The 22,384-nt window shown below is 69.0% G+C and carries 21 protein-coding genes and 1 pseudogene; 4 read left to right on the top strand and 18 right to left on the bottom strand.

Features of this window, described 5'->3' with window-relative positions; translation table 11 throughout:
* The first annotated feature begins 8 nt into the window (after positions 1-8).
* Together hrpA and RQG82_RS14290 are read left to right on the top strand one after the other, a co-directional pair.
* The gene (gene hrpA, locus RQG82_RS14295; RefSeq protein ID WP_311259715.1) at positions 9-3,905 is read left to right on the top strand and encodes an ATP-dependent RNA helicase HrpA; all 3,897 of its coding nucleotides are present in this window, start codon (positions 9-11) and stop codon (positions 3,903-3,905) included.
* Between the two features lie 9 nt (positions 3,906-3,914).
* Positions 3,915-4,859, top strand: coding sequence for an NADP-dependent oxidoreductase (locus RQG82_RS14290; RefSeq protein WP_311259714.1), 945 nt, complete (start codon positions 3,915-3,917; stop codon positions 4,857-4,859).
* 4 nt (positions 4,860-4,863) lie between these two features.
* On the opposite strand, the gene RQG82_RS14285 is transcribed toward RQG82_RS14290, so the two are convergent.
* The 14 genes and pseudogenes from RQG82_RS14285 to RQG82_RS14220 all read right to left on the bottom strand — a co-directional run bounded on the left by RQG82_RS14285 (position 4,864) and on the right by RQG82_RS14220 (position 16,762).
* Positions 4,864-5,148, bottom strand: a complete 285-nt coding sequence (locus RQG82_RS14285; protein WP_311259713.1) for a WXG100 family type VII secretion target — start codon at positions 5,146-5,148, stop codon at positions 4,864-4,866.
* Positions 5,145-5,402 carry a hypothetical protein gene (locus RQG82_RS14280; RefSeq protein ID WP_311259712.1) on the bottom strand — a complete coding sequence of 86 codons (258 nt, stop codon included), beginning with the start codon at positions 5,400-5,402 and terminating at the stop codon, positions 5,145-5,147. The genes RQG82_RS14285 and RQG82_RS14280 overlap by 4 nt, the downstream gene beginning before the upstream one ends.
* Positions 5,399-5,629, bottom strand: coding sequence for a hypothetical protein (locus RQG82_RS14275; RefSeq protein WP_311259711.1), 231 nt, complete (start codon positions 5,627-5,629; stop codon positions 5,399-5,401). The genes RQG82_RS14280 and RQG82_RS14275 overlap by 4 nt, the downstream gene beginning before the upstream one ends.
* Positions 5,626-6,111 (bottom strand): hypothetical protein, encoded by a 486-nt coding sequence (locus tag RQG82_RS14270; RefSeq protein WP_311259710.1) that lies wholly within the window; start codon positions 6,109-6,111, stop codon positions 5,626-5,628. Before RQG82_RS14270 ends, RQG82_RS14275 begins: the two co-directional genes overlap by 4 nt.
* A pseudogene (locus tag RQG82_RS14265) lies at positions 6,108-7,280 on the bottom strand (putative T7SS-secreted protein); the annotation flags it as partial. The gene RQG82_RS14270 and the pseudogene RQG82_RS14265, both read right to left, overlap by 4 nt.
* A 116-nt stretch (positions 7,281-7,396) precedes the next feature.
* Positions 7,397-7,705 carry a hypothetical protein gene (locus RQG82_RS14260; RefSeq protein WP_311259708.1) on the bottom strand — a complete coding sequence of 103 codons (309 nt, stop codon included), beginning with the start codon at positions 7,703-7,705 and terminating at the stop codon, positions 7,397-7,399.
* A gap of 132 nt (positions 7,706-7,837) precedes the next feature.
* On the bottom strand, positions 7,838-8,434 hold the full coding sequence (locus RQG82_RS14255; RefSeq protein ID WP_311259707.1) for an alkylhydroperoxidase domain protein: 597 nt from the start codon (positions 8,432-8,434) through the stop codon (positions 7,838-7,840).
* Positions 8,431-9,051, bottom strand: coding sequence for a CMD domain protein (locus RQG82_RS14250; protein ID WP_311259706.1), 621 nt, complete (start codon positions 9,049-9,051; stop codon positions 8,431-8,433). The genes RQG82_RS14255 and RQG82_RS14250 overlap by 4 nt, the downstream gene beginning before the upstream one ends.
* Complete coding sequence (locus tag RQG82_RS14245; RefSeq protein WP_311259705.1) at positions 9,048-10,067, bottom strand: putative FMN-dependent luciferase-like monooxygenase; 1,020 nt, start codon at positions 10,065-10,067, stop codon at positions 9,048-9,050. The genes RQG82_RS14250 and RQG82_RS14245 overlap by 4 nt, the downstream gene beginning before the upstream one ends.
* Positions 10,064-11,692 (bottom strand): ABC transporter ATP-binding protein, encoded by a 1,629-nt coding sequence (locus RQG82_RS14240; protein WP_311259704.1) that lies wholly within the window; start codon positions 11,690-11,692, stop codon positions 10,064-10,066. The genes RQG82_RS14245 and RQG82_RS14240 overlap by 4 nt, the downstream gene beginning before the upstream one ends.
* Positions 11,689-12,582 (bottom strand): ABC transporter permease, encoded by an 894-nt coding sequence (locus tag RQG82_RS14235; protein WP_311259703.1) that lies wholly within the window; start codon positions 12,580-12,582, stop codon positions 11,689-11,691. The genes RQG82_RS14240 and RQG82_RS14235 overlap by 4 nt, the downstream gene beginning before the upstream one ends.
* On the bottom strand, positions 12,579-13,526 hold the full coding sequence (locus tag RQG82_RS14230; protein ID WP_311259702.1) for an ABC transporter permease: 948 nt from the start codon (positions 13,524-13,526) through the stop codon (positions 12,579-12,581). Before RQG82_RS14230 ends, RQG82_RS14235 begins: the two co-directional genes overlap by 4 nt.
* 22 nt (positions 13,527-13,548) lie before the next feature.
* Complete coding sequence (locus tag RQG82_RS14225) at positions 13,549-15,183, bottom strand: TIGR04028 family ABC transporter substrate-binding protein (RefSeq protein WP_311259701.1); 1,635 nt, start codon at positions 15,181-15,183, stop codon at positions 13,549-13,551.
* Between the two features lie 166 nt (positions 15,184-15,349).
* On the bottom strand, positions 15,350-16,762 hold the full coding sequence (locus RQG82_RS14220; protein WP_311259700.1) for an NtaA/DmoA family FMN-dependent monooxygenase: 1,413 nt from the start codon (positions 16,760-16,762) through the stop codon (positions 15,350-15,352).
* A 125-nt stretch (positions 16,763-16,887) separates the two neighbouring features.
* Here RQG82_RS14220 and RQG82_RS14215 point away from each other — a divergent pair, with 125 nt between their 5' ends.
* Positions 16,888-17,883, top strand: coding sequence for a Gfo/Idh/MocA family oxidoreductase (locus RQG82_RS14215; RefSeq protein ID WP_311259699.1), 996 nt, complete (start codon positions 16,888-16,890; stop codon positions 17,881-17,883).
* Positions 17,876-18,883 (top strand): NYN domain-containing protein, encoded by a 1,008-nt coding sequence (locus RQG82_RS14210; protein WP_311259698.1) that lies wholly within the window; start codon positions 17,876-17,878, stop codon positions 18,881-18,883. Before RQG82_RS14215 ends, RQG82_RS14210 begins: the two co-directional genes overlap by 8 nt.
* A gap of 18 nt (positions 18,884-18,901) precedes the next feature.
* Here the strand turns inward: RQG82_RS14210 and RQG82_RS14205 are convergent, their stop codons facing one another.
* The 4 genes from RQG82_RS14205 to RQG82_RS14190 all read right to left on the bottom strand — a co-directional run bounded on the left by RQG82_RS14205 (position 18,902) and on the right by RQG82_RS14190 (position 22,375).
* Positions 18,902-19,195 (bottom strand): Dabb family protein, encoded by a 294-nt coding sequence (locus RQG82_RS14205; RefSeq protein WP_311259697.1) that lies wholly within the window; start codon positions 19,193-19,195, stop codon positions 18,902-18,904.
* Positions 19,192-20,217, bottom strand: a complete 1,026-nt coding sequence (locus RQG82_RS14200; protein WP_311259696.1) for a sugar phosphate isomerase/epimerase family protein — start codon at positions 20,215-20,217, stop codon at positions 19,192-19,194. Before RQG82_RS14200 ends, RQG82_RS14205 begins: the two co-directional genes overlap by 4 nt.
* Before the next feature lie 27 nt (positions 20,218-20,244).
* On the bottom strand, positions 20,245-21,096 hold the full coding sequence (locus RQG82_RS14195) for a sugar phosphate isomerase/epimerase family protein (protein ID WP_311259695.1): 852 nt from the start codon (positions 21,094-21,096) through the stop codon (positions 20,245-20,247).
* A gap of 82 nt (positions 21,097-21,178) precedes the next feature.
* Positions 21,179-22,375, bottom strand: a complete 1,197-nt coding sequence (locus RQG82_RS14190) for a substrate-binding domain-containing protein (RefSeq protein WP_396653627.1) — start codon at positions 22,373-22,375, stop codon at positions 21,179-21,181.
* Positions 22,376-22,384: the final 9 nt, after the last annotated feature.

Below are 22,384 nucleotides of genomic sequence, written 5' to 3'. Positions count from 1 at the left end.
GGAGTTCTATGCCTTCCCCCGTGATCTTCTATCCTCCCGAGCTGCCGGTCAGCGCTGCGCGGGGCGAGATCGCCGACGCCATCCGCGACAACCAGGTGGTCATCGTCGCCGGCGCCACGGGTTCAGGCAAGACGACTCAGCTGCCGAAGATCTGCCTCGACCTCGGGCGCGAGCGCATCGCGCACACGCAGCCCCGTCGACTCGCGGCCCGCACGATCGCCGAGCGCGTCGCCGAAGAGCTGCAGGTCGAGCTCGGCACCCTCGTCGGCTACAAGGTGCGCTTCACCGACAAGGTGTCGGACGAGACGCGTGTCGCTCTGATGACCGACGGCATCCTGCTCAACGAGATCCACCGTGACCGCCTGCTCACGCGCTACGACACGATCATCATCGACGAGGCGCACGAGCGCTCGCTCAACGTCGACTTCCTGCTCGGCTACCTCGTGCGGATCCTTCCTGAGCGCCCCGACCTCAAGGTGATCATCACCTCGGCGACGATCGACCCTGAGAGCTTCGCCCGGCACTTCGCGTCGCCCGACGGCGCGCCGGCACCGGTCATCGAGGTCTCAGGGCGCACCTTCCCCGTCGAGATCCGCTATCGGGCCCAGACGGAGGAGACCGAGGAGTCTGACGAGGTGACCGCGATCGTCGCTGCCCTGCGCGAGCTCGACCGCGAGGAACCGGGCGACGTGCTCGTGTTCCTGCCGGGCGAGGCCGAGATCAGGGACGCGGCGGATGCCGTGCGCGGCGCATACTCGAAGGATCGCTCCCCCACCGAGGTGCTGCCGCTGTACGGCCGGCTGTCGGCCGCCGAACAGCACCGGGTGTTCGAGAAGAGCCGCGTAGCCGGGGTGCGCCGCCGCGTCGTGCTCGCCACCAACGTCGCCGAGACCAGCCTCACTGTTCCCGGCATCCGCTATGTGATCGACACCGGCACCGCCCGCATCTCGCGATACAGCAACCGCTCGAAGGTGCAGCGGCTGCCGATCGAGGCGATCTCGCAGGCGTCGGCGAACCAGCGCTCCGGCCGCGCCGGTCGCACGAGCGACGGCATCGCGATCCGGCTGTACAGCGAAGAGGACTTCGAGAGCCGGGCGGAGTTCACCGAGCCCGAGATCCTGCGCACCTCGCTCGCCTCGGTCATCCTTCAGATGCTGTCGCTCGGGTTCGGCGACATCACGGCCTTCCCGTTCCTGACGCCTCCGGACTCCCGCGGCGTGAAGGCGGCGGTCGATCTGCTCGCCGAGCTCGGCGCCGTGACCGGAAGCGGCGACACCCCTCGCCTCACCCGCATCGGGCGCGACATCTCGCGGATCCCGATCGACCCCCGCTTCGCCCGCATGCTCATCGAGGCCGGCCGCCCCGGCGGGGCCGACGTCACGCGCGACGTGCTCGCGATCGTCGCCGGCATGTCGATCCAGGACGTGCGCGAGCGGCCGTCGCAGGAGGCGCCGCAGAGCGTGCGCGACGAGGCCGACCGCATGCACGCGCGGTTCGCCGACCCGACGAGCGACTTCCTCTCGATCCTGAACCTCTGGAACCACCTCAGAGAGCAGCAGCGCGAACTCGGCTCGAGCGCGTTCCGTCGGCTCTGCCGGTCGGAGCATCTGAACTACGTGCGGGTGCGCGAATGGTTCGACGTGCACCGCCAGCTGCGGTCGCTGGTGAAGGACAAGGACTCAGGACGCTCGGGCAGCGCGGATCCGGAGGCGATCCACCGCGCCCTGCTCGCGGGTCTGCTCTCGCAGATCGGCATCCTCGACGAGCGCAACACGCCCAGTCGGGGCCAGAGCAAGACTCCTCCGAAGGATGCGAAGCGCCGTCAAGCCGAGTACCGGGGCGCCCGCGGCATCCGCTTCTCGATCTTCCCCGGCTCGGCGCTCCGCAAGAAGGCTCCGCAGGCCGTCATGGCCGCCGAGATCGTCGAGACCTCGCGCACCTACGCGCGCACCGTCGCCGCGATCGATCCGGCCTGGGCCGAGGCGCTCGCCGGTGACCTCGCGAAGCGCCAGGTCACCGAGCCGCACTGGTCGAAGGATGCGGGGGCCGCCGTCGCCTACGAGAAGGTGACGCTGTTCGGGGTCGAGATCATCCCCCGCCGCCGCGTGCAGTTCGCCCGCATCGACCGCGCCGCCTCTCGTGAGATGTTCGTGCGGCATGCGCTCGTCGAAGGCGAATGGGACCCGACCCGCATCGACAAGCGGGTCAGCGCGTTCTGGCGCAGCAACGCCGAACTGCGCAAGCGCCTCGAGAAGCTCGAGGAGCGCGAGCGCCGCCGCGACATCCTCGCGGGCGACGAGGCCGTCTTCCGTTTCTACGACGAGCGCATCCCGGCCGACGTCTTCGACGTGCGCTCGTTCGAGAAGTGGTGGCGCGAGACACTGGCCGCCACGCCGAAGCTCCTCGTGATGCGCGAGGCCGACCTGCTCGACGACGAAAGCCGGGCGGATCAGAGCGAGTTCCCGACGCGATGGACCCAGGGCGATCAGGTGCTCGGGCTCGCCTATCGGTTCGAGCCTGGAGCCGCCGACGACGGCGTGAGCGTTGTGATCCCGCTCCCCCTGCTCGCGCAGATCGAGGACAGAGGCTTCGACTGGCAGGTACCAGGCCTCCGCGCCGAGCTCGTCACGGGTCTGCTCCGTGCGCTGCCCAAGGCCATCAGGCGGCACGTGGTTCCCGCGGCCGACTGGGCCGACAAGTTCGGCGCCGAACTGGCCGGAGACGGGCCCGAGTCGCACGGCGGCCTCCCGAACCGCACGCTCAAGGAGGCGCTCGCGCGCCTCATCCAGCCTCTTGCCAACCAGCTCGTGTCTGCGGGGGACTTCGAGGACGACCGGGTGCCGGCGCACCTGCGCATGAACTTCCGCGCCGTCGACGAGCGCGGGCGCGTGGTCGGATCGAACCGCGATCTGAGCACGCTGCAGGCAGAGCTCGCCGACCGCGCCCGCAGCAGTGTCGCCCGCTCGATCGCGGCACCGCCGCGACAGCCGGGGCCCTCGAAAGGACCGCAGCCCGCGGCCGTCGCGACCTCGATCGAGAAGGACGGTCTCACGACCTGGACCTTCGGAGAGCTCCCCGAGGTGCTCGACACCCGGGTCGCCGGCGGTGTGGTGCGCGGATACCCCGCGGTCGTCGACCAGGGCAAGACCGTCTCCGTGCGTGTGGAATCGACAGCGGATGCCGCGAGCGCGGCCACTCGCGCCGGCGTGCTGCGACTCGTGCTGCTCGGCGTGCCCTCGCCCTCGTCGTATGTGCAGCAGCACCTCACCAGCCAGGAGAAGCTCGCACTCGCCGCGTCGCCGTATCAGTCCGCAGCGGCACTCATCGAGGACTGCCGCGCCGCCGTGGTACAGAACCTGATCGACCGGGCGGCTCCCGGGGGCATCGTGCGTAGCCAGGCCGAGTTCGAGCGCGTGCGCGACGCCGTCTCTGCATCGCTCGTCGACGAGCTCTTCGCCTGCGTCTCGCTCGTCGCCCGCATCCTCACGAAGACGCGTGACGTCGAGCGCGGCATCAGGTCGCAGAACTCGCTCGCTCTGCTCGGGCCGCTCAACGACATCCGCACCCAGCTCTCGGGTCTGCTGCACCCCGGGTTCGTCTCCGCGGCGGGCGTCGACCGCCTCGCGTACTTCCCCCGCTACCTCGACGGCATGCTCGACCGGCTGAAGACCCTGGCGAACGAGCCGGGCAAGGACCGCACCCGCATGAGCGAGTTCGAGCGCATGGCGAAGGTGTTCGAGGATGCCGGAGGGACGATCCCGCTCGCACCCGGTGCACCTGCTGCGCTCGTCGAGACCCGCTGGCTGCTCGAGGAGTATCGCGTGAGCGTGTTCGCCCAGCGGCTCGGCACCGCCCAGCCCGTCTCACCGCAGCGCATCATGAAAGTGCTGGCATCGCGGGGGTAGCCTGAGGGCATGGCTCGCGCGATCGTCTACACAGAGTTCGGTTCCCCTGATGTGCTGCACCTCATCGAGATCCCCGATCCGATCGCGCTCAACGGCGAAGCCGTGGTGCGCATCGAGGCGGCAGGGGCCAACCCGATCGATGCCAAGCTGCGCAGCGCGAAACGGCCCTCGCCGCCGATCACCGAGCCGCGCGCAGTCGGCTTCGACGGCGCCGGGGTGATCGAGTCGCTCGGCGACGACGTCGACGGCTTCGCCGTGGGCGACCGCGTCGCGATCCGAGACACCGTCGGCACCTACTCGAGCGTGCTCGCCGTGCCGGTCGAGAAGCTCGTCGCCCTGCCCGATGCGGTGACCGCCGCGGAGGGCGCCGGCATCGGCATCCCCGCCGGCACCGCCTACCAGGCGCTCCGCTCGCTCGGGCTCGTGGAGGGCGACGTGCTGCTCGTGCACGGCGGCTCGGGCTCGGTCGGCCAGGCAGCCGTGCAGTTCGCCATCGCCTGGGGCGCCACTGTGATCGCCACAGCCAGCCCCGCCAGACACGATCAGCTGCGCGAGCTCGGCGCGGTTCCGGTCGCCTACGGCGACGGGCTGCTCGATCGCGTGCGCGAGGCCGCACCGGGCGGCGTGACCGTCGCCCTCGACTGCGCAGGCACCGACGAGGCCATCGAGGCGTCGCTGGAGCTCGTCGCCGACCGCGACCGCATCGCGACGATCGTGCGCGGACCGGATGCCGCATCGTTCGGCATCCGCGCCTTCTCGGGCGGCTCCCCCACCCCGCTCACCGAGCAGGAGCTCGCGTGGCGAGCCGAGGCGCTGGGCGCGACCGTCGAGTTGCTGGCGACCGGAGACTTCACCATCGAGCTCGGCCCCGAGCTGCCGCTCGCCGAGGCGGCGCAGGCCCATGAGCTCATGGAGTCCGGTGCCGCTTCGGGCAAGATCGTGTTGATTCCGTAGAGCCTCAGGTCCAGACGCGGGCGGCCGTGGAGGCTGTGGCCATGGAGATGGAGTTCGCGGTGATCAGTCGGCGCGTGGCTTCCGCCAGCAACGCTTTCATACTCGCGATCGCGGCGGACCACTCGCGCTGGTCACGATCATAGGATCGCTGCGATTCCCCGTTCCACGAGGATTTCAGCCGTTCAACCTCGGAATCGAGGAGGTCGAGTTCGTGTTCGAACGCTGTGACGGTGAGCGCGAGCTCGGCGACCGTATGCGCGACGGCGTCGTGACGAACGGAGACCTTCACCGCAGCTCCGAGAGTTCTTGTGCGAGGTCGAGCTCACGCAGGACGTAGGGCTGCGAGACAGCCTCGGTGCGGTAGAACATGTAAAAAATAGCCGCAGCCTCGTCGGCGGTGAAGATCTCGTTCGAGAACACTCGAATCGCGCGGTCGTCGCTCATGGGGATGAGGGTGGTCGTGCCGTCTGCGGGTTCGGGCCTGCCGACTGTGTACAGATGGCCTTCGCCGTCGGGGCCGGGGAACCGCACCTCCACGGTCATCGCGTCAGCGACCCTGCGGCCTGAATGAACGAATCGTTCGCGGGGTCGCGGAAGCCGTCGATGTCGGTCGGGTCAGCGCCACGCCAGATCTCGTATGTGTAGTCCTTGCGTGCGTCCAACCACTCCAGCGTGCGTCGGAGTTGCTCGGGGATCGGTCGAGATTCGTCCGTCAACCAGCCGATTCGGCCGTCGTTCGCAGCCTGGACGAAGGGTCCATAGAGAGTCATCGTTCCTCCGAGAGTTCGTTCGAGAGATCCAGCTCGCGAAGCACGTATGGCTGCGAGACGGCGTCCGTCAGGTAGTACGTGTAGAAGATCACTGCGGCCTCGTCGGCGGTGAAGATCTCGTTCGAGAACACTCGAACCGCGCGGTCGTCGCTGATGGGGATGAGAGTGGTCGTGCCGTCTGCGGGATCCGGCCTGCCGACGGTGTACAGGTGACCCTCACCATCGGCAGCGGGGAGGCGCACCTCTACGGTCATCTGATCAGCAGAACCGGCTGCCTGCATGAAGGCGTCACCCATATCAGCGGGTGTGACGTAACCCTTTTCAGGGTGTGTTGCTCGCCAAATGACGTAGGTGCGCTTCCGCTTGCCATCAAGCTGTCGAAGCACGAACCTCAACTCGTCCGGAATCGGGCGGTAACCGTCGGTGACAAGACCATAAAGACCCAGCGACGATTTTTGACCATGGGTGGGTTGGAAGTTCACGGGACTATCTCCGTTTCCACTCGAGTGATGATGATGTTTTCGCCATTGAGTCTTGAATGTGCAGGTGTCCCTGTCCGGACGGCTTCATCGAACTGCCATTGCGTGCTGTGTGGACCGTACCGGTCGATCGCTCCGCCAGACTTTACTTCGATTCCGGTATACGTGTTGGGGCCATCGTTGTTCTTCACGAGTCCGTCATATATGCGTCCATTCTGCGGGGAGCCCTCGTAGTCGGCTCTGGCCTTGGTACGGATCACCTCGACTCCGCGCGCTTCGGCATGTCGATCGAGCCCGACCTTCTCTTTGTCGACCCACGGTGGCGGATTCTCGCCCTCCGCGAACGTTCCCCGATAGTCGCGCCGATCACCGCGGTCGAGACCGCGAACGCGGTCTCCAACCGCGTGACTCTCGTTGAACCAGCGGCCTGCCGCATCGCCCACCATCATCGCGCCCGCCCCTGCGGCCCCAACCCCTGCGACGACAAGCGCCGGAGAGCCAGCGAGAGCACCGACGCCCGTGACGGTAATCGCCCCTCCTCCGGCCGCCACGGCAGCACCGCCGACGACCATCGCCGCGCCTCCCAGCAGCTCGAGGATGATGTCGGGGTGCTCCCACAGCGTCTGGGCAGAGACGGCGAGCAGGTCCATCGTCGCCTGGAACGGCTGGACGACAGCGAGGTTGACGATCACCTCGGTCATCGCGTGCTGTGCCTGCGTCGCGGCTTCCGCGTCAGTCAGCGGCATTCGGGCCGCATCCGCAGCCTCGTCCAACCGGATCGCGCAATCGCGCGCATAGACCTCGAGCGTCGCCCGGGCATTGAACAAGACCTCGCGTGCCTCGTCGTGTGCAGGACCAGAAGGATCGACAAAAGGCACGTCGGCTTCGGGATGCCGCAGTCCCTGGCCGATGCGTAGCTCGCGCAGGTGAGCGCGGTGGGCGATCAACGCTGCGGCACCCTGCTGTTCCGCTTCGTTCCACAGGGTGATCGCACGGTCGGCTTCGTCCCGCGCCCACTGCAATGCGTCGGCCCAGGTGAACAATGCGCTCGCCCCCGCACGGAGCCACTCCCCGGCACGCTTCCAGTGCAGCAGCTGGCGCTCGAACCGTTCGAGGTATGCGTCGTAGGCGTCGCCCTTCCACGTGCCGTCGTCGTCCAACGTCGACAGATCATCGCGTACTCGGGTCGCTTCGACGCTGCGGGCCTTTCACGCTTCCGCCGTCGCCCGCACGTCGGACACAGACCCGGGCACGAGGTCGATGGCCGACTGGGTCTGCCCCAGCTCCATCAGTCGTCCCAGATCATCGCGTCGACTTCGGATCTCGCCGCGTCGGTGCCCTCGTCGAAGACGCGAGCGGTCGTGCCCAACCTGTCAGCGAAGTCTTCGGTGTCGGTCACGCGGGCAGAGAGCCCGTCGGACCAGGCGGTGCTGAAACCCGCCGCCGCCGCGACCACCCACTCGTGTCCGGCATCACCGGGCTTCGTCACCTCCGACGAGCCCAGATCCCCGACGGTTCGACGTGCCTTCGACGCCATCGCCCTGAGTACATCGGTGTCGACGTCGTAGAACGTTCCGCCATGCTCCCGAGTCGTCATGCGTCGACGTTAGCAAGCTATACGTCGTCATATGGAGACAGATAGGAGTATGCCAATACTCTCGCCAAGACGAACAGCCCACCCCCGCCGGAGATACGGCAGGGGTGGGCTGGTTCTGAGTTCTTGTCTGGTTCAGGCGGGAGCGACCGGGCGACCGATCGACAGCATCAGACGGTTCGCCCAGTTGAAGAACGCGGCCCCGTGAATGACGTCGGCGATCTCGAGATCGTCGAGTCCGGCCGCGCGCAGACGGGCGATCTCGTCGGCGCCGAATGCGCTCGGGGTGTCGGTCAGCGCGACGGATGCGGCGACCACCGCGTTCCACCGCTCGCCGAGGTCGGCATCCACGCCCTCGTCGAGCAGGCGATCGACGTCGTCGACGCGCTTGCTGTGGTGCGCCGCGAAGCGCGAGTGCACCGAGGCGCAGAATACGCAACCGTTGCGGCGGGACGCGGCCGTCGCCGAGAGCTCGCGTTCGGCGCGAGGCAGCCCTTCAGCGGCGTTGTAGAAGATGTCTTTATCGACGAGCGTGCGCGCCTTGAGCACCTCGGGGTCGCGTGCGAGCAGACGGAAATAGTCGTTCTTCGCGCGCGAGGCGTCGACGAGTCCGTCGTAGTGGCGCTCGGTCAGCTCCTCCTCGGCGAGCGGCGGGAGGTGAGGCGTCCAGCCGACCTCGGCCCGGGTGAATGCCTCGGGGTGCGGTGCGATGTCGTGCAGAAGCTCGGTCATGCTGCCTCCTCCTCGGAGTCGGATGCTGCGGCGATGCCGGCGGCGGAGAGAACTCTCAGTCCTGTGACCACGCGCTGCTGGAACGCGAGGAACGAGACCAGCTGCGACAGCGTCACGATGCCGTCGGCCGACCACCCCGCATCCACCAGCCGCTGGATGTCGGCTGCCCCGGACTCCCGCGGACGGAACACGAGCAGGTGCGTGTGCACGAGCGCGGCGGCGAGACGCTCGCCGAGCACCTCTGCGACCTCCGCCGGTGGCTCGTAGCGCTCGCCGTCGGTGTTCTCGGCCTGGAGCCCCGCCTCGTTGTACGAGCCGAACGGCCCCGTGACCGCGGCATCCGTCGCCTCGGCGATCACGATCGCTGCACGCTGCGGATCTGCCGTCAGCGCCAGGTCGGCGTAGAACGCACCAGTGGCATCGTCGTCGCCGGCGAGGCGGGTGGCGAACGCCGCGATCAGCTCGCGCTCGGCCTGCGACACGTGCGCGGTAGACACGGGCGTGAACAGCGCGTCGAAGCTCGCCTGCAGCTGCTCCCTGGTGACGGGGCGACGGCGCCGCAGCGCATCGAGCTCGGGCGTCACCCCCGCGATCTGATCGACGATGTCGGTGGTCATGCCTTCTCCTTGATGGTGTCGGTGCGGGTGTAGCCGAGAGCAGGGGCCACCTGCTCTGCGAACAACTCGATCGAACGAAGCACGTGCTCGTGCGGCGCATCGACCGAGTGGACCTGGAACGCCAGCTCGGTGGCCCTCGCCAGGGTCGCGTCGGAGGCGAGCGACTCGGCGACCTGCTCGGGGGTGCCGAGGTGGGTGTCGAGCGCGACGATCAGCTCGTCGAGGTCGTCGCCCGGGATCGTCTGCCCCTGACGACGGAAGCCCTCGGCGGCGCGGCGCAGGCCGACCTCCGCGAAACGCAGGGCGTCGGCGCGATCGTCCGCCACGAACACCGTGCGCGAGGCGGTGATGCGAGGAGCGACACCGTCGGGCAGAGCATCGAGGTACGCGTCGATCACCGGATCCTGCAGCGCCGAGAGCGGAGCGTGCAAGGCGTCGGCAGATCTCGGTTGGGTGCGCGACAGCAGGAGTCCGTGCCCGTGGATGCCCGCGCGGTGGCCACCCGGTGACGAGAACGTGGCCTGCCAGATGCGGTCGGCGAGTGTGCCGGCATCCGGATAGAGAGTGTTGTCCGCGCCGATGTCGCGCCCCGAGAGCGCGTCGAGGAGCAGGCCGAGCTTGCGGTCGTAGGTCGGCGCCTTGTCGCGCACGTCCTCGCCGAACGGAATGAACGACGACGGCGTCCCTCCGCTGCCCAGACCCAGATCGATGCGTCCACCCGAGAGCAGATCGGCGACGACGGCGTCCTCGGCGACGCGCACCGCATCCTCGAGCGGAAGGGTGACGACCCCGGTGCCCAGGCGGATGCGCGACGTCTGCGCGGCGACGTTCGCGAGGAACACGAGCGGTGAAGGGAGCCCGCCCTCCGCCGCGCGGAAGTGATGCTGCGCCACCCAGGCGCGCCCGACGCCGTGACGCTCGGCGTGCTGGATCTGCTCGGTGGCGAGCGCATACCGCTCGGCAGGGGCCGCGTCGTCGAGCAGACGTGTGAAGAAGGCGATCGTGGGGGCGGTCATGCGGGCTGCTCCGTTCGTCCGGGGACGGCTGCGAGCAGCTCCCTGGTGTACTCGTGCTGCGGGTCGTGGAAGAGGTCCTCGGTCTTGCCCTCCTCGACGATGCGGCCGCGGCGCATGACCGAGACCGTGTGGCTGATCCGGCGCACGACGGCGAGATCATGCGAGATGAACAGGTATGTCAGGCCGAGTTCCGACTGGAGTGAGGTGAGCAGTTCGAGGATGCGCGCCTGCACCGTGACGTCGAGGGCCGAGACCGCCTCGTCGAGCACGACGATCTCGGGGTCGATGGCGAGCGCCCTGGCGATCGCCACCCGCTGCCGCTGGCCGCCCGAGAGCTCACGCGGCGTGCGCCGGGCGACGTCGCTCGGCAGCGACACCCTGTCGAGCAGCACCAGCGCGCGCTCCGTGCGTTCGGCGCGCGAGCCGACGCCGAAGTTCTGCAGCGGCTCGGCGATGATGTCGACGATCTGCTGCCGCGGATCCAGCGACGCGAACGGGTTCTGGTAGACGAGCTGTATGCGGCGGCGCAGCGCGCGCAGGCGCTGCCCCGACAGGCCGGTCACGTCCTCGCCGTCGATCTCGATCGCACCGGCATCCGGCTGGTGGAAGCGCGTGATCAGGCGTGCGGTCGTGGTCTTGCCCGAACCCGACTCCCCGACCAGGGCGTGCGTCGTTCCCCGGCGCACCCGGAACGACACGTCGTCGACCGCGCGGAAGCGCTCACGCCTGGCGACCGTGAACTCCTTGACGAGTCCGGTCGCGGTGATCGCGAACGGGTTCTCGGCTGCGACCGCCGCGGCATCCCTCAGGAAGGGCGGCGCCTCGGGCCTGCGGAAGCCGGTGCTGAAGGCCGGCGCGTCGGCGAGCAGCTGCTTCGTGTACCCGTCTGCGGGGGCTGCGAGCACCTTCGCGCTCGCGCCCTGCTCGACGATCCGCCCGTCTTTGAGCACCACCAGGCGCTGCGCGCGGTCGGCGGCGACTCCGAGGTCGTGGGTGACGAGCAGGATGCTCGTGCCCTCCTCGCGGCGCAGCTCGTCGAGCAGATCGAGCACCCGACGCTGCACGGTGGCGTCCAGCGCGCTGGTCGGCTCGTCGGCGATCAGCAGGCGGGGCCGCAGGGCGATCGCGGATGCGATGAGCACGCGCTGCCGCATGCCGCCCGAGAGCTCATGCGGGTACTGACGCACCCGCAGATCCGGGTCGTCGATGCCGACCCGCTCGAGCAGCTCGATCACGCGCGCCTGGCGCGAACGACGATCGCGATGGCCATGCAGTCGCAGCACCTCCTCGACCTGCGCGCCGATCGTGCGCACGGGGTCGAGCGAGGTCACCGGGTCCTGCGGGACGAGACCGATCTCAGGACCGCGGATGCTGCGCAGGGCGCGATCCGTCCAGCCCGAGATGTCGAGATCGCCGAGGCGCACGGCACCGCCGTCGACCCTGCCGCCGGCCGGCAGCAGGCCGAGCAGGGCATGCGCGGTGGTGGACTTGCCAGACCCCGACTCCCCCACCAGCGCGAGCGCCTCCCCCTCGGCGATCTCGAACGAGACGCCGTGCACGACCTCGCGCCGGCCCTCTCTTGTGGCGTACGAGACTCTCAGGTCGTCGACGGCGAGAACGGTCATCGTGATCTCCTTCCGATGCGATGCGAGATGCGATTGGCGCTCAGCACGACCGCGACCACGACGAGACCGGGCAGGGCGGTCAGCCACCAGGCGGTGGCGGTGTAGTTGCGTCCCTCTGCGATGAGCAGCCCCCATTCGGGGGTGGGCGGCGGAGCACCGTACCCGAGGAACCCGAGTGTCGAGATCGCCAGGATCGCGGTGCCGAACTGCAGTGCGGCGAGCGCCACGATCGGGGTGAGCGAGTTGGGCAGCACATGCCGGCGGAGCACTGTGAAGAAGGTGCCGCCGCTGCCGTACGCCGCCTCGACGTATTCGCTGCGGCGCACCCGCGCGACCTCCGACCGCATCAGACGGGCGAACGCCGCGACGCTGCCGAGACCGACGGCGATCGCCGCGTTCACGGTGCCGAAGCCGAGCAGGATGATGACCGACAGCGACAGCAGCAGGCCGGGGATCGCCAGCAGCACGTCGACCACGCGCATCAGGATGTCGTCGACGACGCCGCCGACGGCCCCGGCGATCGCACCGAGGATCGTACCCAGCGCGAGGCCGAGCGTGACGGCGATGAGGGCGCCGGAGAGCGAGTGCACGGCGCCGTGCACGACACGGCCGAACAGGTCGCGCCCCAGGGTGTCGGTGCCGAACCAGTGCGCCGCGCTCGGCGGCAGCAGCTTGTCTGCTGGGGTGCCGGTGAGCGGGTCACCCGGAGCGAACACCGCGGGGATCACCGCCCAGAGCACTGCGAGAGCAATCACGGCGACCGCGAGGTACAGGTCCCACTGTCGAGCCCCGAGTCGCCGAGACGGCCTGCTCGGGGCGGATGCCGCGGCATCCTGCTGCGAAGGCTCGACGGCGGGGTCGGCTGATGCGGCGACGGCTGCGACGGTCATGCCGAGACTCCTGTCTTCGAGAGGGCGCGCTGGCGGGGATCGATCAGCGGGGTGACGACGTCGACCGCGAAGCTGATCAGCACGAAGCCGAGCGCCGACAGCAGCACGACGCCCTGCAGCACGGGGATGTCCTGGTTCGACACCGCCTGCTCGGTGAGCCTGCCGATGCCGGTGCGGCCGAACACGGTCTCGGTGACGACCGCGCCGCCGACCAGCTCGCCGAACAGCACGCCGGCGATCGTGAGCGTCGGCAGCGCCGCGTTGCGCGCCACCGAACGGGTGAGGACCCATGACGGCGGTGCGCCCTTGGCGCGCACCACGGTGATGAACGGCTGCGCCTGCACCTGGTCGATCGCCCGCACCAGCACCTGTGCGAGCGGCGCCGAGATCGGCACGGCGAGCGTGAGCACCGGCAGGATGAGCCCCGCGATCGGGTCGGCGCCGACGACCGGCACCCAGCCGAGGCCGAATGAGAAGACCTGAATGAGCAGGATGCCGAGCCAGAAGACCGGCACGGCGACGAACAGACCCGGCACCTGGCGGATGCCGTCGCGCAGCCACGCGAACGGTGCGAGCGACGAGAGTCCTGCGATGAGCACCGCGATCAGCAGCGCCACCACGAGTCCGAGCGACGCGAGCAGCAGGGTCGACGGCAGTGCCTCGGCGAGCATCGTCAGCACCGGGGTGCCGAACTGCGTCGAGAAGCCGAAGTCGCCGCCGAGGAACCCGAGCCCCGCGTGCAGGTACTGCTGCCACCACGGCAGGTCGGTGCCGTACGTGGCGCGGATCCCGTCGAGCTGCTCCGGCGACAGCCCGAGGCTGGGGTCGGAGAACTTGATCAGGATCGCGTCGCCCGGCAGCAGCTGCAGCAGGAAGAAGGTGGCCGTGAAGGCCGCGATCAGGACGATCGCGGCCTGCCCGGCCCGTCGGAGGACGAAGTTCATCGATGCACCGTGTCGCTCGGGCTCAGTGCTCGGCGAGCCAGACGCCCGAGAAGGTGGGGCGACCGACCGACTCGAAGTCCACACCGTGCACGTAGGTCGCGGTGCCGTAGACCTGCGGCTCCTCGAACAGCGGGATGACGTATGCCTGCTCGGCGACGTAGTCCTGCACGGCCTGCGAGGCTTCGGCGCGCTTCTCGGTGTCGGGCTCCGAGGCGACCGCCTCCAGCAGAGCGTCGAGCTCGGCGTCGTTCGAGATCAGCACGTCGCGGTTCTTCGTGTGGTACTGGCTCTTGATCACATCGAAGTCGGCGCGTCCGACCATCGAGTGGTAGAACCCCGTCTTGAGCGGGTCACGCGTGTCCTCAGCGTACGAACCGGCATCCGCCGGCTTGACCGTGAGCTCCACGCCGACCTTGGCGAGCTGCTGGGCGACGAGTTCGAGCGTCTGCTTCGAGAGCGGCTGCGGCGCGGCCTCGTAGACGGTGATCGACAGACGCTCGCCGTCCTTCTCGCGGATGCCGTCGGATCCTTCCGTCCATCCGGCCTCGTCGAGCAGCTCCTCGGCCCTCTTGGGGTCGTAGGCGTAGTACTCGGACTCGTCCTTGTAGCCGAGTGCCTCCTGCGACAGCACCGATGTCGCGACCGGGTAGTTCTCGGTGAACAGGGTGTCGACGACCTCCTGCGCGTCGACGGCGGCTACGAGAGCCTGCCTGACGCGGATGTCTGCGAGCAGCGGGTTCTCGGGGCGCAGCGAGATCGAGTTGTTCACTCCGCGGGTCTGCGGCGCGTAGAGCGTGAAGCCCGCGCTCTCGACGCGGTCCTCGTCGAAGGCCTGCACGTAGCGCACGTAGTCGGCTTGACCGGCGAGGAGCGAGCCGATGCGCACCGAGTCCTCGGGTGTCACGAGCACATGCACGGCGTCGACGTACGGCCGCCCCTGGTTCTCGGCGCTCTCGGGTGCCCACGCGTAGTCCTCGCGAGCGGTCAGAGTGAACTCGGTGCCGAGCTTCTCGTCGGTGACCGTGAAGGGCCCCGCGCCGACGATGGCCTCGGCGTTGCCCGCGCCGAAGTCCTCGATCGTGCCGTCGAGCGTGTCGGAGGAGAGGAGTCCTGAGTTGATGGTGGAGGTCGCCTGCAAGAAACCCGGGGCCGGGGCCGAGAAGCGGAACGTGACGGTGTCGTCGTCGACGACCTCGCTCGATGCGTAGTTGTTGATCGCCTCCGAGACGGTGAGTCCGCGCTCTGGATCGCCCAGACCGTAGGTGTCGAAGTTCTTCGCCACGGCTGCGGCATCCACCGGGGTGCCGTCGGAGAACGTGACATCCGGCTTCAGGTTGAACGTGTACTCGGTGGCGTCGGCGTTCACATTCCAGTCCGACGCGATCCACGGCTCGATCTCGAGCGAGTCCGGGTTCTGCCACGTGAGGCGCGCGGTGATGTTGTTGACCACGCCGCCGTTCGGATAGAACCCCGCCTGCGGCGGATACAGGTTCGTGAAGGTCTGGTGCTCGAGGTACGTGAGCGTGCCACCGGTGATCGGGTCACCGTCGGCATCCGATGCGCCAGAAGGGGCCGGAGACGAGGCGCACGCCGCGAGGCTCGCGGCGAGGACGAGCGGAAGCGCGACTGCTGCTGCGCGGATGAGACGGCGGGTCATGCGGTCCTCCTGGAAAGGGATGCTGTGGTTCGTGGTGGGCGGGTGTTGGTCACGCTAGGGACTCTCCGACCCCCGCCGCGAATGGAGTCGTCATGCACGGACGTGACCTGTCACGAGGCGTCATGACAGGTCACCGGGCGCAATCCGGCGTAATGATCCCGGGGGGTCACCGGGTCGCGAGCACGGACGAGGCTCGGTCTCGCCGACCGACGCCGAGACGGTCGCGCAGAGTGCTGGCCCCGCGGTCGTCGCCGCGCCCGAGGAGACCGCGGCGACGCAGCTCCGGGGCCGCGAGGCGCGTGAACGCCTCGAACTGAGCGGGCTGGAAGGCCGACAGCACGTTGAAGCCGTCTGCCGCGCCCTCGTCGCGCCAGGTCTCGAAATGATCGGCGATCGTGACGGCATCGCCGACCACGAAAGCGGCGGGCACGGCATGCGCCGCCACCAGATGGCGCCAGGTGAGCGCGTGTGAACCGCCCTGCCCCGCGACGCGCACGCCCGCGATGCGGGCGAGCCGGTCGATCAGCGCGGCGCCGGCGTCGCCCAGTCGCCGCGCATCGTCGGCAGACACCCGGTCGTCGAAGCCGGCCGTGCGCAGCCCGTCGTCCGGCGCCACCCCGAGCGCATCGGCCAGCGCCCCGACCGATCGGTTCGTCGGGAAGGCCGTGCGCGACGGCTGATGCCCTTCGGCGAGCGGCACGAGGGCGAGCAGCCGCTCGACGATGCGGTGGGCCTCGGCATCCGAATCCGCGACGACGGGCAGCACCGGGGCGATCACCGCGAGCGTCTCGGGCGAGCGCCCGGCAGCGGCCGCGATGTCGCGCAGGTCACGTCGGGTGGCGATCGCATCCGAGAGGTTCGGGGCGGCGATCAGGGCCAGGTCGGCCTCGATGGCCGCGAGCGCGCGCGACCGAGCAGAAGTCCCCGCGTGCACGATGGGGATCTGCCCCTGCGGCGGCCTGGCCACATTCAGCGGACCGGAGACCCGCACATGCTCTCCGTGCAGGTCGGCGCCGCGGAGGCCGTCCGGGTCGATCAGCACGCCGCGCTCGGCATCCGCGATCCAGGCGTCGTCACTCCACGAGTCCCACAGGCGTCGCAGCGCTGCGACGAACTCCTCGGCGCGGTCGTATCGGGTCTCGTTGTCGGCGTGCGCGTCTCGGCCGTGGTTGCCCGCGGCACGCGGCTCGGCGCCGGTGACGAGGTTGATGCCGGCGCGGCCGCGGGTCAGCACGTCGAGCGAGGCGAGTGAGCGAGCGGTCGCATACGGGTCGGCGTAGGTCGTGTTCACGGTGGCGATGAGGCCGATGCGCGACGTGACGCCTGCCAGGAACAGCACCGCGCTCACGGGATCGATACGGGCCAGAAGATACGGGTCGCGGAACTCGAGGTCGGGCCCGGTGGCCAGCCAATCGCCGAAGAACAGGTAGTCGAGCCCGGCGTCCTCACCCTCGCGCGCGATGTGACGGAGGATGTCGGCATCCGACGAGGGGTCCCGGTGCGCGCCGGGTTGACGCCAGCCTGACGGGTAGGCGCCGAGGGTGCGCACCATGGCGCCGATGATGAGGGGTTCGGTCATGCCCCGAAAGTACGAGCGCCCTGCGCGACCGCCAATCACCGCGGAAGTGCGGCGACACGCAGCGCAATACGCCGACACATCCTCGCGACGATCCGGCTGTCGGTGCGACCCTCTACGCTGAGACCATGACTGGTCTTCGTTGGGGAATCCTCGCGACCGGCGGCATCGCCGGCGCGTTCGCATCCGATCTGCGCACGGCAGGGCTCGATCTCGTCGCCGTCGGCTCGCGCTCGCAGGAGTCGGCCGACGCGTTCGCCGCCCGCTTCGACATCCCCCGCGCGCACTCCTCGTACGAGGCCCTCGTCGCCGACCCCGACGTCGACATCATCTACGTCTCCACCCCGCACCCCCTGCACCACGAGAACGCCCGCCTCGCGCTCGAGGCCGGCAAGCACGTGCTGGTCGAGAAGGCCTTCACCCTCAACCGGGGCGAGGCCGAAGACCTGCAGCGCCTTGCCTCCGAACGTGGGCTGCTGGCGATGGAGGCCATGTGGACGCGGTATCTGCCGCACATGGTGCGCATCCGCGAGATCATCGCTGACGGCACGCTGGGCGAGATCCGCGCCGTCAGCGCCGACCACACCCAGCTTCTCCCCGACGACCCCGCCCACCGCCTGAACGCTCTCGAGCTCGGCGGCGGTGCGCTGCTCGACCTCGGGATCTACCCGATCTCGTTCGTGTGGGACGTCCTGGGCGCCCCGACCAGCATCCACGCCGTCGCCCGGCTCATCGAGACCGGAGCGGATGCCGAGGTCGCCACCGTCATGACCCACGACGGCGGCGCGATCTCGACCACTCTCTCTTCGTCGCGAGCCGCGGGCCCGAACGCCGCGAGCATCATCGGCACGAAGGCGCGCATCGACATCGATCGCGTCTGGTACACCCCGACGACATTCCGTGTCGTGCTCCCCGACGGCACGGTCGTCGAAGAGTACGTGTCCGAGGTCGCAGGCCGCGGCATGCAGTACCAGGCCCACGCGGCCGAGCGCCTCGTCGCCGACGGCGTGCTCGAGGGCGACATCCTGCCGATCGCCGAGAGCGTCGCGATCATGGGCACACTCGACGACATCCGCGCCCAGATCGGGGTGCGCTACCCGCGCGAAGGAGTCAACCATGGCTGAAGCCAACGACGCCCGTGTCGCCGTCTACCTGGACTTCGACAACATCGTCATCTCCTGGTACGACCGCGTGCACGGCCGCAACGCCTACGGCAAAGACCGCCAGCGCATCACCGAGAACCCGACCGATCCCGAGGTCACGGAGCGGCTCTCCCGAGCCATGATCGAGGTCGGGGCGATCATCGACTACGCGGCGTCCTTCGGCACGCTCGTGCTCACGCGTGCATATGCCGACTGGTCGTCGCCCGTGAACGCCGTCTATCGCTCGCAGCTCGTGGCCCGCGCCGTCGATCTGGTGCAGCTCTTCCCGGCCGCCGCCTATGCGAAGAACGGGGCTGACATCCGCCTCGCCGTGGACGCGGTCGAAGACATGTTCCGCCTGCCCGACCTCACGCACGTCGTGATCGTCGCCGGCGACAGCGACTACGTCCCCCTCGCGCAGCGCTGCAAGCGCCTCGGCCGCTACGTCATCGGCGTCGGCGTCGCGGGGTCCACGGCGAAGTCGCTCGCCGCCGCGTGCGACGAGTTCGAGGCATACGACTCGCTGCCCGGTGTGGTGCGTCCGAGCAAGACCGCTCCGGCCACCGTCGTCGCGGTCCCGGAAGCCACTGTCGAACCCGCCGTCGAGCCGGCCGCAGAGCCCGCCGCGAAGACGAGGACGAGGCAGCCGGCCAAGACCTCGAAGGCCAAGGCCCAGGCGGCCGCCGCCACGGCTGCGACCACGACTGCGGCCAAGGTCGATGAGCATGCCGAGGGCACAGAGCAGGGTGAGGCGACAGAGCTGCTGCACCGCGCACTGCGCCTCGGGCACGACAAGGCCGACGCCGACGAGTGGCTGCACAGCTCGGCCGTGAAGACGCACATGCGTCGCATGGACCCGTCGTTCAGCGAGAAGGCCCTCGGCTACCGGTCGTTCTCGGACTTCCTCAAGTCGCGCGAGAGCATCGCAGAGCTCGAGGAGACCGGGCACGAGCGTCTGGTGAAGCTGCGCGACTCGGCCTGACCCGCGTCACTCGACCGGTCACTCCTCGAAGTCGTATTCCTGGAAGGCAGCGACCTCGGGCACCCAGCGCTCCGACACGAAAGCGGTGTGCGCCGGGTGCGCGTCGTAGGCGCGGTAGGCCGCCAGGTCGTGGAACATCATCGAGAACTGGTGCTCCAGATCGCTCTTCGGGCTCACTTGCCGACGGATCGCGAAGTCCTCGACCCCGGGGATCGACGCGAGCACGGCTCTGCCGGTCGCGAGGAACTCGCGCTCCTCTGCGCTGCCCGCCTCGTGCACGAGGCGGAAGACGACGGTGTGCTGGATGGTCATGCGGTGTCTCCGGTGGTCTGGTTGCTGAAGGCGGCGTCGAAGGATGCGGTGGGCACGGGCCACAGCAGCGACCGCACGTAGGCGAGCGCCTGCGGCGCCCCGTGCAGGCGGTCCATTCCCGCGTCCTCCCACTCGATCGAGATCGGGCCCTCGTATCCGATCGCGTCGAGCGCCCGGAACGAGTCCTCCCATGGCACGTCGCCGTGACCGGTCGAGACGAAGTCCCACCCGCGTCGGGGATCCCCCCAGGGCAGGTGCGAGCCGAGCACTCCCGCGCGCCCGTTGTGCGGCCGCATCCGGGTGTCCTTGCAGTCGACGTGATATATCCGGTCGGCGAAGTCGACGATGAACCCCACCGGGTCGATGTTCTGCCACATCATGTGCGACGGGTCCCAGTTGAACCCGAACGCATCGCGGTGGTCGATCGCGTCCAACGCCCGCACCGATGACCAGTAGTCGTAGGCGATCTCGCCGGGATGCACCTCGTGCGCGAAGCGCACGCCCTCGCTGTCGAACACGTCGAGGATCGGGTTCCAGCGGGTGGCGAAGTCCTCGAAGCCGGCCTCGATAACGGATGCGGGCACGGGCGGGAACATCGCCAGATACGGCCAGATCGACGAGCCGGTGAATCCCACGACGGTGTCGACGCCGAGCCTGCGGGCCACTCGAGCCGCTCGTCTCATGTCGTCTGCCGCACGGACGCGCACGCCCTCGGCCTCCCCGTCGCCCCACACGTAGTCACGGAGGATCGCCTGGTGACGGAAGTCGATGGGCGCGTCGCACACCGCCTGTCCTGCGAGGTGATTCGAGATCGCGAAGATCTGCAGTCCGTGCCGGTCGAGGATCTCGAGGCGCGAGGCGACGTACGCGTCATCCTCATCGGCCCGCCGCAGGTCGAGGTGATCGCCGGAGGCGGCGACCTCGAGGCCGTCGTACCCCCATTCGGCCGCGAGCCGGGCCACCTCCTCGAAGGGCAGATCGGCCCACTGACCGGTGAACAGGGTGACCGGGTGGGTGGTCATGGACACTCCTTCGTATCGCGAGACGGCTCAGGCGCCGAGCACTCTCAGCGCCCGGATGCTGCGTGCGGCGAGCTCGTCCTGACTCGCCGCGAGTGGTCGCCACACGGATGCGGCGACGGCGATCGTCGCGTTCTCACCCGTGAAGCTTTCGAGCCCGAGCGGCCCGCGATACCCCGCATCGTCGAGGGCTCGGAGGGTCTCGGGCCAATTCGTGTGGTCGTCGCCGACCGCTCCCCGATCGCTGCCGCACACCTGCATGTGCGCGATCGCCGACCCCGCCGCGCGGATCGCCTCGGCCGGCTTCTTCTCCTCGATGTTCAGGTGGTAGGTGTCGAGGGCGAGCCCCACCCCCGCACCGAGCAGCGGCGCGAGCGCGTCAAGGCTCTGCTCGACGGTGTTGAGAACGCTGGTCTCATAGCGGTTGAGCGGCTCGACAGCGAGGGTGACCCCGGCATCGGCGGCATCCGACGCCAGCGGCTCGAGGTTCGCGCGCAGCTCCCGCACCACCCGAGTGCGTTCGTCCGACGACATCCGCCAGGTCACGCCGGTGGGGGCGTAGAAGGGGCCGGCGACCACGGCGGAGCCGAGCGTCGAGGCCGCCGCGATGCACGATCGGAGGTAGTCCTGGGTCGCGCCGACGTCGCCCGCCTGAGCGAGCAGCGAGCGCCCCGGGCCCATGGCTCCGATGACGATCGCGCCGAGGCCGAGATCGTCGAGCACGTCGCGGGCCCGCGCCGGATCCCAGTCCCCGACGCTCTCGAGCGGCAGTTCGAGCGCCTGATATCCCATGTCGGCGGCCTTGCGCGCGAGCGGCCCGAGCGTCGCGTCGGTGAGCGGAGACGTCCACACCCACGTGTTGACGGCGATCGTGCGAGGCATCCTGCTCCTTCGGGAATGACGCGAGTGCTCCCACCCTCCCATCCGCGGGATGCGGAGGGAAGGGCGGGAGCATCACTGCGGGTTACGGGATCTGACGTTCCTGCCACACCGTCGGGTAGCCGGGAAGGTTCTCCCCGCCGAACTTCGCGTAGTGCCCGTCCGGCATGCCCTCGTTGGCGGTGAGGTAGTCGTCGAGCTCGCCCTCGGTGATCGGCTTCTGCGGCAGCACCCACTCCTTCGGAACCTCTTCACCGGCGAAGATCATCTGCGCCGCGAGCAGAGGCGTACGCCACTGGAAGTTCGAATAGACCGGTGCGAGCCCCGTGAGACCCGTGTCCTTCCACTTGCGGAGGAAGCTCATCTCGTCTTCACCGGTCATCACCGGATATTCGGCACCGGCGTCCTCGAAGGCCTCGATCGCGGCGACGGCGCCGTCACCGGCATCCATCCAGATGCCCTGCACATCGCCCTTGGCGAGCTCGTCGCTGATGATGCTCTTGATCTCTGCCGGGTCAGCGCCTGTGAAGTAGTCCACCGCCTCGATGCCCGCCTCGTCGAAGAGCTTCTCTGCCGCGGCCCACCGATGCTCGAGCACGTCCACACCGGGGAGGATGCGCAGCGCCACGACCTTGTCGCCCTCTTCGAGGTTGTCGATGAGGAACTCGGCGGTGTCGATGCCCCACGCGAATCCGCCGATCGGGTGGATGAACGTGACGGGGCAGTCGGTGTCGACACCGCGGTCGAACACGATCACCGGCTTGCCGGTGTCGCACGCCCGCTCGACGGCCGGGGTCATCGCCGCGGTGCTGTTGGGCGAGATGAGGAAGACGTCGCAATCGCCTTCCGAGATGAAGTAGTCGATGTCGGCGATCTGCGTGTCATCGGAGTCCTGCGCATCGCGGGTCTCCATCTCGCTGATCGCGCCGGCCTCCTGCAGAGACTTCAGCTGCTCGTTCATCGTGATCCAGCCGGTCTGCCGCCACGGGTTCGAGATCGAGGCGTTCGCGAAGCAGGCCTTCTTGGCGCCGTCGCTCGCGAACTCGGATGTGTCGACCATCTCGGCGTTGATGTGCTGGAGGTAGGGCTCGTCCGCCGGGCCCTGGGGCTCGACACCCCGCTCCTCCATCTGCTTGTCGAAGAGCTCCTGGTCGAACCACTCCGTCGTCTCCGCCGATTCCTCCGGGTTCTCCGACTCCGCCGGCGCCACGGACGGGTCTGTCGTACACCCGGCGAGCGCGATGAGGCCGAAGAGAGCCACCCCTGCGGTGGCGATCTTCATTGATCGTCG

The organism is Microbacterium sp. WCS2018Hpa-9 (assembly GCF_031843745.1).
GTDB lineage: Bacteria > Actinomycetota > Actinomycetes > Actinomycetales > Microbacteriaceae > Microbacterium.
This window is presented reverse-complemented; position numbering and strand designations above follow the sequence as displayed.